Below are 11,971 nucleotides of genomic sequence, written 5' to 3' on the forward strand. Positions count from 1 at the left end.
GAAAAGTGTGGTCGTTCCCCCGCTGTGGAGGAGTTGATGCACGGCGGTCGCGGGATTGCCGGCCCACGAAGATGGAGCACATCCCAGGAACGCCGCGGAGCGGCCTGGAATGCTAGGACCCGGACGGCACCAGGGCGAGCAGCACCGGGACGACGCCAAGGCAGATAAAGGCGGGAAGCGAGCACAGACCCAGCGGCACCACCAGTTTCACCCCGAGGGATGCGGCCCGTTTCTCGGCTGCGCGGAACCGTTCCCGGCGAAGCCGTGCGGCCTGGGCGTAGAGGATCGCGGACGAAGGCGCGCCCGTGAGCGCGGCGAAGCCCAGCGCCTCACGAAGCTCCAGGACCTCCGGGAGGCGTACGGCGGAGCTGCGCCAGGCCGTATGCCAGTCGGCCCCGATGGCCAGCGCCGACACCACGGGCCGCAGGGCATCCCTGTACCGGGGCGAGGCGGAGGCAGCCAGCAGTTCCAGGGAGCGGGCGATGCTGGCTCCGGCATCAAGCATCGCCGCCACCAGTTCGAGCATCATGGCGGTGTCTTTCAGGCCGCTGCCGGTTTCTGTCGCGGGCCCCTCGGTTGCTGCCTGCCTCCCCAGCGGCGTTCCACCGGCCAGGTGGCGCAACCGCCGGCGCGAGGCGTCCTGCCCCCGGCAAACCAGACAGGCACCGGCCGCCAAGAGCAGGAACAGTGCTATTCCGGAAGGCCAGAACGGCGTCATGCCGCTCCTGACCCCGCGGCTGCCCCCACCAGCCGCGCGGACCAGGCCCTCCCGGCGGCGGTGAGCACCACGCCTGCAAGCAAGGCTGCCATTCCGATGGGTGTCCCCAGCAGGGTGGCCAGCGGGTCGACGCCCAGGGCAGCGCCAAGCCCGAGCCCCATCAGAGGAAGCCAGGTCAGGAGCCGCACTGTTGCCTTGGGCCCGGCAAGGGCAGTTTGCCGCGCCGCATCCGCGTCGTCCTCCGCTTCCAGCTGCGCCGCGAACCTGGTGAGCACGTCGGCAAGCGGACATCCGCTGGCTTCAGCGATGTCGAAGCAGGCGGCGAGCTGTGACCAGATCCTGGCTTCCCTGTCCCTTTGCGGGAAGGCGGAAGCTACGGCCCGCCGGATTGCCGCCGAGACGGGAGCACCTGTTGCCGCAGCTGCACGGGCGGAGCCCAGTACCGCAGTTGAACCTTGTGACAGCGCCTTCCTTGACGGATGTTCCTCCTGGGGCTCCTGCCCGCCACCGGGGTCGGCGCCATAAACCGTCCAGAGCTCGTCCCACAGCCGCCCGGGCGTCCTTCCGCCCCTGAGCAATGCCGCCAACTGCTGCACCACCAGGGTCAGGTTTGTTCCCTGCGTCCTTGCCGTCCTCCCGGCTCGCCGCATCGGTGGCAATATCCGGCCGCGCACGGCACCTGGCGCTCCCCGCCTTCTTCCTGTCGTGGCCGCCCGCAGCCGGGATGCCGCGTTCAGCGGCGGTTTGAGCAGGAGGAGGGCCGCGCCGGAGAGAACCAAACTGAGGAGGAGCGTCACAGGATTCCTCCGGCGTCCATCCCCAGCCGGGCAGCCAAGGCCGGCCACGCCGGACCGGGCGCCCCCGATTCTTCAATGGCCGGAACCACGGTGAGCCCCTCGGCATCGTCTGCCATAAGGCCAACGCATAGAACCTTCCTGCCCAGGGCAGTCCGGCCGACATGGATAACGGCATCGAGGGCGCTGGACGCCTGGAGCCGCACGGCGTCGGGGCCCAAGCCTGCCAGCGCGCCCAGGGCGTTAAGCCTGGCGGGCACCGCGGCGGCTGTGTTTGCGTGGATGGTGCCTCCGCCGCCGCTGTGTCCGGTATTCATGGCGGTGAGGAGTTCGCGCACTTCAGCGCCACGGCATTCACCCACCACCAAGCGGTCGGGACGCATTCGCAGCGCCTGCCGGACGAGTTCCCCCAGGTCCACCTCGCCGCCGCCCTCGAGGTTCCCGTGCCGTGATTCGAGGGCCACCACGTGCGGATGCACGGGGTTCAATTCTGCTGCGTCTTCAATCAGGACCAGCCGCTCCCCGGCTGCGCACAGGCCCAGCAGGGTGGACAGCAGGGTTGTCTTCCCTGAGCCAGTGGCGCCGCTGATCAGGAAGCTCAGTTTCTTTTCGATAATTTTCTCCAGCACGCCCTGCACGCCGGGACTGAACATGCCGCCCGAGCCCAACTCCGCCATGCTGAAGACCCTTTCCCTGCGGATCCGGACGCTCAGCAGGGTTCCTGAGGTGGAAACCGGCGGCAACACGGCGTGGACACGGTAGCCGCCGGTAAGCCGGACGTCGACGCAAGGTGAACCGTCATCGAGGCGCCGGCCGCCTGCAGCCACGAGTCGGCAGGCCAGCGCCCGCAGCTGTGATTCGTTGTCGAACTGGACCGGGACGCGTTCGATGCCCCGGCCTTGGTCCACCCATACGGAGTCGGGTGCATTGACGAAGATGTCTGTAACGGCGGGGTTCCGGGTCAGGACCTGCAGCGGTCCAAGCCCGTTAAGCTCGGCGCTGATCCTTTCCACGGCGGCCAGCGACCCGGCGGTCCCCAGCAACCTTCCGCTGGCCTGGACGGCTGCCGCCACCCGCGAAGGAGTTACAGTTCCGGCCTCCGCCATCATCGATTGGCGGACTGATTCCAGCAGCCCGGCATCGACGGTCCTGCGGCCATGGGCCAAGTCCCTGCTTCGCGGCTGGCTGCCGGCCTGGTCCGTCGCGAGGATTCGGGCCCTCCGACGGGCGCCCAAGGCTTCAGTTGGGGTGGCCCGGCCCGGTTCGCTGGCGGGAACCGACGGACCGGCAGAAGTCCTGTTCATGCCGTTTCCCCGGCGTGCAGGTCCGCGCCAAGCCAATCAAACACGGAGGCTCCGAACTGCCGGATGGTACGCCGCTTGCCAAGGTCAAGCAGCCTGCCGGTTTCCATGGCTGCCGGGACGCCGCGCAGCTCGGGAATGCGCCCTTGCACCGGGAGTCCAATGGCGTCGGCGATCAGGGAAGCATCCAGTGCTGCTCCGGGCCGTCCGCGCACCAGCAGGGCGGCCTCCACCGGTGGAAGCTCTTGCAGCAGCCTCAATGCCGCGACGGCCGCCTTCAACTGCGCCGGCACCACCATCATGATCCGGTCGCAGTCCCATGCCGTCGTGTGAAGCGGGCCGGCGCCGCGGCCGACGTCGACCACCACCAGTTCGTAGCCGCGGCGGGCGGCGTCCAGCACCCCCGTGGTGGCGGCAGCAGGGACCGGGCCAGCCTGCTCCCGGGTGGCAGGCCATGACAGGAAGGAGAAGCCTCCTGCCACGGGGAGGGAATCCGCGAGCTGAAGTGGGTCGATGCTTCCCCGGGCCTCGGCCAGGTCCGGCCAGCGCAGTCCCGGGGTTTCCTCGGCGGCGAGCGCCAGTTCCACGCCTCCGCCCCAGGGGTCGCCGTCAACCAGCAGGACCCGGGCACCCAGGCCTGCGGCGGCCTGGGCAATCCAGATGGCCGCCGTGGTGGCGCCCGCGCCGCCGCAGCCGCCGGTGATGCCAAGGACAAGCCCGCCAGGTCCGGGAGACCGCGACCGGCTGAGGTGGTCGGCAAGCCACGCCGCGGCGTCGGGAAGCACGGCGACCCGTTCTGCACCCAGTGCGGCCGCCAGATGCCAGAGGCTGTCCCCCTCTCCGTCGAGGCCCACCATGACTGCCGGTGTGCGCCGCCGTGGCGGCAGCTCGCGGACATCACTGCCCACCAGGACAGCGGAAGCGGCGTCCCAGTAACGCCCGCCATCCACTGCGTCGGAGACGACACGCAGGCCTGCCCCGGCTGCGGCCACGATGCGCTCCACCTCGGTGCGGAGAACGACGGAGGCGGTGACCAGCAGCACTTCCCCGGAAGGGTCCGGCGCCTCATGGTCCCGGGCCCAGTGGTCCACGTCCCTAACGACCGGCACCGAATGACCCGTTGCCGATGTATCCGGGCCGGAGCTCTCCGGCAGCCATGGGACTCCCGCCGGGGCAGCATCGTGGGCCCCGCCGAGGGGCAAGGGATCCGCATGCGCCGGTGGCCCCAGACCGGAGGGCCGGCTGGATGACCTTGTGGTTTCGCCGGGCCGGGGAAGGGACGGATCGAGTTGGTGCCTGCTCATGCAGTCACTCTGCCGTGATGCCACAATGCGGGTAAGGGAGCAAAACCCCTATGTGGACAACCGGTGTCCGCGCACTCCCGGACATGGCCGGTCCCGCCCGGTCGGGCGCAACATTGCCGGCTTAAGCGCACCTGCCGACCTCCCTGGCCCAGGCGCGCCCCCCAACCTCGCCGGCCCAAGCTCACCCGTACGGGCTGCACCTGCCGGTGTGGCCCAGGCGGCCCGCACCGGCAGGGCACAATAAGAACATGTACCTGCTGCTCGCCGCCCATCCCCGCGGCGTCGCGCTCCAGGAAATCCTGCAGGCGGGCCAGGCACATCCGGCCAACCCCGAACCCCGCCTCGTGGCACCCGGCGACCTCCCCGCCGTCGTCCGTGAACTCGAAGCCCGGCGCCCCGGAGGCCAGCCGCCCCGCTGGATCTGGCACCGGACCCAGGACTGGTACCCCGCACTGCTCGCCTCGGGAGTGGAGGTGGAGCGCTGCTACGACGTGGCCCTGTGCGGCAACATCCTGGCGTTCTCCCAGTTCAGTGCCCATACCGCGTACGCCCGGAACACCGACAGGGTCCCGGTGGAGGATCCCCTCCTCCCGCCGAAGGGACTGCTGCCTCCGCGTCCGCCGGCGGACCAGGGGGCGCTGTTTGATGACCCCGGTACCGGGCAGGTATCCGGGTGGACGCTTGAAGAGCTCCGCGCAGAATATGCGGAACAGCAGGGCGCGCTGCGTGAGGTGGACACAGCGGAAAACCGCCGGAACCGCCTCCAGTTGCTGCTGGCGGCCGAGTCCGCGGCCGCGATGGTGGCCGCCGAAATGCAGCACGCGGGCGTCCCTTGGCGGGAGGACCTGCACGAACAGATCCTGGTGGATCACCTCGGGCCCCGGCCGCCCGCCGGCCGGCGCCCAGCCAGGCTGGAGGCGCTTGCCGCGGAACTCCGTGGCCTGCTCAACTCCCCCGGCCTCAACCCGGACTCGCCGCAGGACCTGATGCGGGCGCTGCACCGCAACGGGATCGAGGTGAAGAGCACCCGGAAGTGGGAACTGCGCGAGTCCAGCCACCCCGCCATCGAGCCGCTGCTGGAATACAAGAAGCTTTCGCGCCTGCACACGGCCAACGGCTGGGCCTGGCTGGATGCCTGGGTGTCGGGCGGCAGGTTCCGCCCGGAGTATGTGGTGGGCGGTGTTGTCTCGGGACGGTGGGCGTCCCGGGGCGGAGGGGCCCTGCAGATCCCCCGGCAGGTCCGGGGCGCGGTGCACGCTGACCCGGGCCATAAGCTCATTGTCGCCGACGCCTCGCAGCTTGAACCCCGGGTCCTGGTGGCGCTGGCGCAGGACTCCATCATGGCGGAGGCGGCACGGGACCAGGACCTGTATGCCGGCATCGCCGCAAAGGGCTTTGGCGGCGACCGGGCCAAGGCGAAGATGGCCCTGCTGGGCGCCATGTACGGTGCGACGTCGGGCGAGGCGGGCAGGCTGATGCCGCAGCTGGCGCGGACTTATCCGCGCGCCGTCGACTTCGTGGAGCGGGCAGCCCGGGCGGGTGAGGCCGGCGGGACGGTGACCACCAGGCTTGGCCGCAGCAGCCCGCCGCCCTCGGAGCACTGGTACCTGAGCCAGCGCTCATCCACTGCAGAGGAGCAGCGAAGGGCAGAGTCCATTGCCCGGTCCCGGGGGCGGTTCACTCGGAACTTCGTGGTCCAGGGCTCGGCCGCGGACTGGGCGGCGTGCTGGCTGGCGGAATTACGACGGCGGCTGCGCGCCTTGCGGACGGCCGGCACCGGCGGAGGATCCGGCGGTGAGCTCGTCTTCTTCCTGCACGACGAAGTCATGGTGCATGCGCCTTCGGAAGGTGTGGAGGGCTGCATCAAAGCGATCGAGGAATCGGCCCGCGCTGCGAAGGAACTGCTGTTCGGGCCAATTCCCGTGGAGTTCCCGGTCAGCCTGGCGGTTGTGGACTCCTATGACCTCGCCAAATAGGAGTCCTCACAGGCTGTTTCCGGGTCTTCCGGAGCCCATTGCGGAACGCCAAGTAATCTACCCGGCGGTAGCTATGCGGGCACGGTGACGGACGTTACAGTCGAAGCGGCGACTGATGCAGACCGGTCCATACGCTGATGCAACGCCGCATACCAGGGAGGTCCCCGTCCATGGCGGGAAGATTTGAAATACACCGTGCAGGCGACGAGTCGTACCGGTTGCGGCTCACCGACGCGGAGGGCAACATCGTTGCGGTCTCGCCAACATTCAAGTCCCTGAACCTGCTCCGCGACGGCATCAAGGCCATGCGTGAAAATGCCGCCACCGGAATCGTGGTGGATCTGCGCCAGCAGCAGGCGTAGGCCTAAACCCCCATGGGGTGCAGCCGGTTCCGGTCCCACGGAACGGACCAGCCGAGCTGGTCGAAGAGGCCGCTCAGGACAATCCCGGTGAACCCCCACACCACCACGCCGTTGACGGTAAAGGCAGGGCTGTCGAAGGTGCGGCCCGCACGGTGGACGGTGGCCATCACGCGGTTGTCCGGGTCCAGCAGATCCCGGACGGGGACACGGAACACCTGGGCCGATTCGGCGTAGTCAACCACCCGGACCGGCGACGGCGATTGCCACCATCCGAGCACCGGCGTCACCAGGAAGTTGCTGTGCGCCAGCCCGAGTTCCTGCAGCGTGCCCAGTACCTCCACACCGCCGGAATCCAGTCCGGTCTCCTCCTCGGCTTCCCGGAGGGCGGCAGCAACGGGTGTCTCGCCCCTGTCGATACTCCCGCCGGGAAACGCCACCTGGCCCGGATGGGACCCCAGGGTGTGGGCGCGTTCCAGGAGCAGGACGTCCAGGTCCGCGGGCGCCAGCGGCTTGCCCGATTCGGCCGGGACATCGTCCAGGACGCCGAAAAGCATCAGGACCGCTGCCCTGCGGGCGCGCGCGGCATCCACGGTCAGTGCGGCCCAGCGCGGATCGGCCGGCCCTGGCGTTCCGGATTCCGCCCGGCGGACCAGCTCCGCCAAATCGTCCCGCGCGCTCACGGGGTTCTCTTCTGGGACGCCATCCGGATCTCCGCGGCCCGGTGCTGTTCCGCCAGGTATTGTTCCAGCAGTGCCTCGTTGCCGGGCGCGAGTTCATACTTCAGCAGCTTGGCGGCCTTGACGGGGTCCGTCTCGCCCAGCCCATAGCTGGGACACCAGGTGGCCACCGGGCACGCGCCGCAGGCGGGCTTCCTGGCATGGCAGACGCGCCGGCCGTGGAAGATCACGCGGTGGGACAGCATGGTCCAGTCCCGCCGTTCGAACAGCTCCGCCACGTCCTGTTCGATGTGCACCGGGTCCTCGGACTGGGTCCACCCGAAGCGCTTGGCCAGCCGGGCGAAATGGGTGTCCACGGAGATGCCGGGGATGCCAAAGGCATTGGCCAGCACCACGTTGGCGGTCTTGCGGCCCACGCCGGGCAGCGTGACCAGGTCCTCCATCCGCCCCGGGACTTCGCCGTCAAAGTCATCCACCAGCCGTCCGCACAGCGTCAGGACATTCCGCGCCTTTGCCCGGAAAAATCCCGTGGGCTTGAGGATGGCCTCAAGCTCCGTGGCGTCCGCCTCGGCAAGGGATTTCGCGTCGGGCCAGCGCGCGAACAGCACTTTTGTGACCTGGTTGACGGTGACGTCGGTGGTCTGGGCGGACAGGACCGTGGCCACGAGCAGCTCGAACGGGTTGCGGAAATCCAGTTCCGCGTGCGCGTAGGGATACTTTTCGGCCAGGGCTTTGTGGATGCGCCGCGCCCGCCGCTTCAGTGCCAGGACGGATTCGGACGAGACCGCGGGCATTCCTGCGGCCTGGCCGGTCTTGGTGCGGGGCCCGGCCACGGCGTCAGCCGCGCTCGATGTTGCTGAGGTCGCGCAGGACGCCCAGCCGTCCGTCGGTGTGCTGGACCAGGAATTCCTGGCCACGGTCCTCCAGGGCCAGCACCCACCCGCCGGGTTCAATCACGAATGCCGGGGCCCCGGTACGGGGGTCGAACGCGGTGCGGTGCTGTGCCACCGCGAACCAGAAGGCTTCATGGATTGGCTGCCCATCGGTATCGTCGTGCCGGCCGGCCGGGTCCACGGTCGCTCCAATGGGCTGCTCCGCCTGGACCTGCTGATGCACGGCGGTGGCGGCCGGCGGTTCCCAAGCGGCCTGCGGGGCCTGGGCAGCGGGAGCCTCGCCGTGCCGGGTCTCCTCCGCTTCAGGCGACGAGGCGGGACGGACGACGTCGGCCGCCTGGGTGGGCGGGCCGGCATCCACATCAGGGGTACGGTCGGAAACTTCGGGGGCGGTTGCCACCGGCGTGGAGCCGGGGGCGCCCGCGGCCGGGCCTGCTTCGGCGGCAGGGGTGCCCGCTGAAGGGCCAGCTTCGGCGGCCGGGGCGCTGGGCGCTGCGGCGGCAGCCCCGGGCATGGCCACGGGGACGGCTGCGGTGGCGGGAACCTGGGCGGAACGGACGGGTTCAGGGCTGGGGCCGGTGCTTCCGGCACCCGGCTGGACAGCGGAGGAACCCGGCTGGGCAGCAGAGCCTGGCTGGACGGCCGAAGACCCGGCACCCGCGCCGCCAAACAGGCCACCTGCCTTGCCGCCGGTCTTGGACGGGCTGGGACCGGATTCGGGCTTGGCTGCTTTGGGGGCACGGGGCTTCCGCGCCGGGACGGCAGCGTCCCTGGCCACAATATGTGCGGGCGCCTCCGGCCGGTCCCTGAAATCGCCGGACAGATACGGGAGGAAACGGCCCAGCACGGTGGCGGCGAACAGAATGAGCGAGCCGATCAGGCCCACCAGCAGGCTGGTGACGTACCCTCCGGCGACCGAGAGGAAGAAGAAGGCGACGGCGAAGGAAGCCACCACGGAGGCGAACTGGTCGATCGAGAGCGAACCCACCCGGAGCCGGGTCGCCGGGGCAAGGCGGCGCGCGGCGAAGAGCGCGCTGGCGATGACCGGCAGGATGATGCCCAGCCCCAGGAAGAACAGGTTGTTCAGGTTCCACAGGTTGTACCGGGTGCCGAAGAGGGGCAGCAGGGACGCGACAAACAGGATGAGTGTTCCGCCAAAGACGGCCAAGTCCCGCACCGTGAACGGGCCGAGGACCGCCTGGTTGGCGTTGGGGTCGATCTTCCCGGAGGCAGCCTTCTGGCCTGCAGCCTGTCCCTTGGCGGCGTTGCCGGCGGGCGCGGTCCCTGATCCGCCGGGGGCGGATCCGAAGCCTGCGTGGCCGGTCCCGGTGTCCGGGCCCGTTCGCTGGCCGAAGCTCTGCTGGTTCATTCTGCTCTCCTTAGCGTGGCGGCACCGGGCCCGGTGCGGACCCGAAAACTGTGCCGTCTTGACATGCGGTCCGGGCCCGGCAAGGCACTGTCCGTGCCGGTCCGGAGGGGTCCGAAGTGAAGTCACAATTCCATCTCAGCCTAGTCAACAGCCAGGCTGATCACTAGCTGGCACGGGCCTTACCGGCCGCCCTGCGGGCAGCGGGAACGCCATTCACCGCTTAAAAAATGCCGCTTACGGGTGTGCATGTGACGCGCCGCACAGCGGACGGCCGGCAAGCATTAGGCTTGATTCCGGAACAGCTCTTTGCGGTATGTCCGCTCCCGGCTGGAGCCGGCGCCGTGAGTACGGCAGGCCCGAGGGGACGGCATGCCGCGCGGCAAAGATCGATGAATGATGAGGTTCACATGTCCCAGGACACTCCCAGCTCCACTGCCACCGTTCCGGCCGGATCCGGCCGGCAAGGCCACCAGGGCGACGCCTTTGAGAACCTGCTCAATGAGACCCGGGCGTTCCCGCCCACTCCGGAATTCGCAGCGAACGCCGTCGTGACCGCTGGGGAGTATGAAGACGCTGCCGCGGACCGTCCGGCGTTCTGGGCCAGGAAGTCGCGGGAACTGCTGACGTGGTCCAAGGACTTTACGCAGGCGCTGGACTGGTCTGATCCGCCGTTCGCCAAGTGGTTCGTTGGCGGGGAGGTCAACGCGGCCTACAACGCGCTGGACCGGCACGTGGAGGCCGGTAACGGCGACCGCGTGGCCATCTACTTCGAGGGCGAGCCGGGTGACACGCGCACCTACACGTACGCGCAGCTGACCGAAGAAGTGAAGAAGGCAGCCAATGCCTTCGAGTCCCTGGGGGTGGCCAACGGTGACCGGGTGGCGGTATACCTGCCCATGATCCCTGAAGCCGTCATCACCATGCTGGCCTGTGCGCGGATCGGGGCCGTCCACTCCGTGGTGTTCGGCGGCTTCTCCGCCGAAGCCCTGCGTTCCCGCATCGATGATGCGGAGGCCAAGCTGGTGGTCACCGCCGACGGCACCTACCGCCGCGGCAAGCCAAGCCCCCTGAAGCCGGCCGTCGACGAAGCGCTGGCGCACAAGGGAGATGGAGACGCCCACACGGTGCAGAACGTGGTGGTGGTCAAGCGCAATGGCCAGGACGTTGACTGGCAGGAGGGGCGCGACCACTGGTGGGCCGACACCGTGGAGAAGGCATCCGCCGAGCACACCGCGGTGGGCCACGATTCCGAGCACCCGCTCTACATCCTGTACACCTCCGGCACCACCGGGAAGCCCAAGGGGATCCTGCACACCACCGGCGGCTACCTCACCCAGACTGCCTACACGCACCGGGCGGTCTTCGACCTGCATCCGGAAACGGACGTGTACTGGTGCACGGCCGACGTCGGCTGGGTCACCGGCCACTCCTACGTCACCTACGCCCCGCTCATCAACGGCGCCACACAGGTCATGTACGAAGGCACCCCGGATTCTCCGCACCAGGGCCGCTGGTGGGAGATCGTGGAGAAGTACAAGGTCTCCATCCTCTACACCGCCCCCACCGCCATCCGCACCTTCATGAAGTGGGGGGCGGACATCCCGGCGAAGTACGACCTCTCCTCGCTGCGGGTGCTCGGCTCGGTGGGTGAACCCATCAACCCCGAAGCGTGGATGTGGTACCGGAAGGTTATCGGCGGCGACAAGACCCCCATCGTGGACACCTGGTGGCAGACCGAAACCGGCGCCCAGATGATCGCCCCGCTGCCCGGGGTCACCGCAACGAAGCCCGGCTCCGCCCAGGTCCCGCTGCCCGGCATCGCCGTGGACGTGGTGGACGAAATGGGCGAATCGGTCCCCAATGGACACGGCGGTTTCCTGGTCATCCGCGAGCCCTGGCCGTCCATGCTGCGCGGCATCTGGGGCGATCCCGAGCGGTTCAAGGACACCTACTGGTCGCGCTTCGAGAACATGTACTTCGCCGGGGACGGGGCCAAGAAGGACGAGGACGGCGACATCTGGCTGCTGGGCCGGGTGGATGACGTCATGAACGTCTCCGGGCACCGGCTCTCCACCACCGAGATCGAATCCGCCCTGGTCAGCCACCCCGCCGTGGCGGAGGCCGCCGTCGTGGGTGCCACGGACGAGACCACCGGCCAGGCCGTCGTCGCGTTCGTCATCCTCCGCGGCGACGCCGCCAACAACGGCGACGAAACCGTCCAGGAACTGCGCAACCACGTGGGCAAGGAAATCGGCCCCATCGCCAAGCCCAAGAACATCCTGGTGGTGCCCGAGCTGCCCAAGACCCGGTCCGGCAAGATCATGCGCCGCCTCCTCAAGGACGTCGCAGAAGGACGCGACCCGGGCGACGCCACCACCCTCTCCGATCCGACGATCATGCAGCAGATTGCCCAGTCGCTCAGAAAGTAACACTGGCTTAGCATCAGCTCCGCAAGGGCCGGACGGCCCTGTTTCCCCGCCAATCCGGGGAAGCAGGGCCGTTTTTTCTTTGTGACGATTCAATCAGCGGCGTTGCCAAAATTGTTATTTAACGTTCTTCCATGTTCGGTTTTGCACG

The 11,971-nt window shown here is 68.9% G+C and carries 10 protein-coding genes; 3 read left to right on the top strand and 7 right to left on the bottom strand.

The window, feature by feature from the left end:
- Nucleotides 1–112 precede the first annotated feature (112 nt).
- The 4 genes from RM50_RS10685 to ssd are packed head-to-tail and all read right to left on the bottom strand — an operon-like array spanning nt 113 to nt 3,853.
- Entirely contained in the window at nt 113–718 is a 606-nt protein-coding gene (locus RM50_RS10685; RefSeq protein ID WP_043452447.1) for a type II secretion system F family protein, read from the bottom strand.
- On the bottom strand, nt 715–1,515 hold the full coding sequence (locus RM50_RS10690; protein ID WP_043452448.1) for a type II secretion system F family protein: 801 nt from the start codon (nt 1,513–1,515) through the stop codon (nt 715–717). The genes RM50_RS10685 and RM50_RS10690 overlap by 4 nt, the downstream gene beginning before the upstream one ends.
- Nucleotides 1,512–2,816, bottom strand: coding sequence for a TadA family conjugal transfer-associated ATPase (locus tag RM50_RS10695; protein WP_156133861.1), 1,305 nt, complete (start codon nt 2,814–2,816; stop codon nt 1,512–1,514). The genes RM50_RS10690 and RM50_RS10695 overlap by 4 nt, the downstream gene beginning before the upstream one ends.
- Entirely contained in the window at nt 2,813–3,853 is a 1,041-nt protein-coding gene (gene ssd, locus RM50_RS10700) for a septum site-determining protein Ssd (RefSeq protein WP_043452527.1), read from the bottom strand. The genes RM50_RS10695 and ssd overlap by 4 nt, the downstream gene beginning before the upstream one ends.
- A gap of 512 nt (nt 3,854–4,365) precedes the next feature.
- On the opposite strand from ssd, the gene RM50_RS10705 reads away from it, so the two are divergent.
- Together RM50_RS10705 and RM50_RS10710 are read left to right on the top strand one after the other, a co-directional pair.
- On the top strand, nt 4,366–6,093 hold the full coding sequence (locus RM50_RS10705; protein ID WP_043452450.1) for a bifunctional 3'-5' exonuclease/DNA polymerase: 1,728 nt from the start codon (nt 4,366–4,368) through the stop codon (nt 6,091–6,093).
- A 170-nt stretch (nt 6,094–6,263) separates the two neighbouring features.
- Nucleotides 6,264–6,455 (top strand): YegP family protein, encoded by a 192-nt coding sequence (locus RM50_RS10710; protein WP_043452451.1) that lies wholly within the window; start codon nt 6,264–6,266, stop codon nt 6,453–6,455.
- A 2-nt stretch (nt 6,456–6,457) separates the two neighbouring features.
- Here RM50_RS10710 and RM50_RS10715 read toward each other — a convergent pair whose 3' ends face one another.
- The 3 genes from RM50_RS10715 to RM50_RS10725 are packed head-to-tail and all read right to left on the bottom strand — an operon-like array spanning nt 6,458 to nt 9,394.
- A complete protein-coding gene (locus RM50_RS10715) occupies nt 6,458–7,135 on the bottom strand; it encodes an NUDIX hydrolase (protein ID WP_043452452.1) in 678 nt (225 codons plus the stop codon).
- The gene (gene nth / locus RM50_RS10720) at nt 7,132–7,926 is read right to left on the bottom strand and encodes an endonuclease III (RefSeq protein ID WP_043452453.1); all 795 of its coding nucleotides are present in this window, start codon (nt 7,924–7,926) and stop codon (nt 7,132–7,134) included. The genes RM50_RS10715 and nth overlap by 4 nt, the downstream gene beginning before the upstream one ends.
- A gap of 43 nt (nt 7,927–7,969) precedes the next feature.
- Nucleotides 7,970–9,394, bottom strand: coding sequence for a hypothetical protein (locus RM50_RS10725; protein ID WP_043452454.1), 1,425 nt, complete (start codon nt 9,392–9,394; stop codon nt 7,970–7,972).
- Between the two features lie 407 nt (nt 9,395–9,801).
- On the opposite strand from RM50_RS10725, the gene acs reads away from it, so the two are divergent.
- Nucleotides 9,802–11,823 (top strand): acetate--CoA ligase, encoded by a 2,022-nt coding sequence (gene acs / locus RM50_RS10730; protein WP_043452455.1) that lies wholly within the window; start codon nt 9,802–9,804, stop codon nt 11,821–11,823.
- Nucleotides 11,824–11,971 lie beyond the last annotated feature (148 nt).

The organism is Pseudarthrobacter phenanthrenivorans (assembly GCF_000813845.1).
GTDB lineage: Bacteria > Actinomycetota > Actinomycetes > Actinomycetales > Micrococcaceae > Arthrobacter > Arthrobacter phenanthrenivorans_B.

What these genes read in the sequence shown, in the direction of transcription:
- RM50_RS10685 (WP_043452447.1), bottom strand. Translation starts at nt 718, where the DNA reads ATGACGCCGTTCTGGCCTTCCGGAATAGCACTGTTCCTGCTCTTGGCG.
- RM50_RS10695 (WP_156133861.1), bottom strand. Translation starts at nt 2,816, where the DNA reads ATGAACAGGACTTCTGCCGGTCCGTCGGTTCCCGCCAGCGAACCGGGC.
- RM50_RS10705 (WP_043452450.1), top strand. Translation starts at nt 4,366, where the DNA reads ATGTACCTGCTGCTCGCCGCCCATCCCCGCGGCGTCGCGCTCCAGGAA.
- RM50_RS10710 (WP_043452451.1), top strand. Translation starts at nt 6,264, where the DNA reads ATGGCGGGAAGATTTGAAATACACCGTGCAGGCGACGAGTCGTACCGG.
- nth (WP_043452453.1), bottom strand. Translation starts at nt 7,926, where the DNA reads ATGCCCGCGGTCTCGTCCGAATCCGTCCTGGCACTGAAGCGGCGGGCG.
- RM50_RS10725 (WP_043452454.1), bottom strand. Translation starts at nt 9,394, where the DNA reads ATGAACCAGCAGAGCTTCGGCCAGCGAACGGGCCCGGACACCGGGACC.
- acs (WP_043452455.1), top strand. Translation starts at nt 9,802, where the DNA reads ATGTCCCAGGACACTCCCAGCTCCACTGCCACCGTTCCGGCCGGATCC.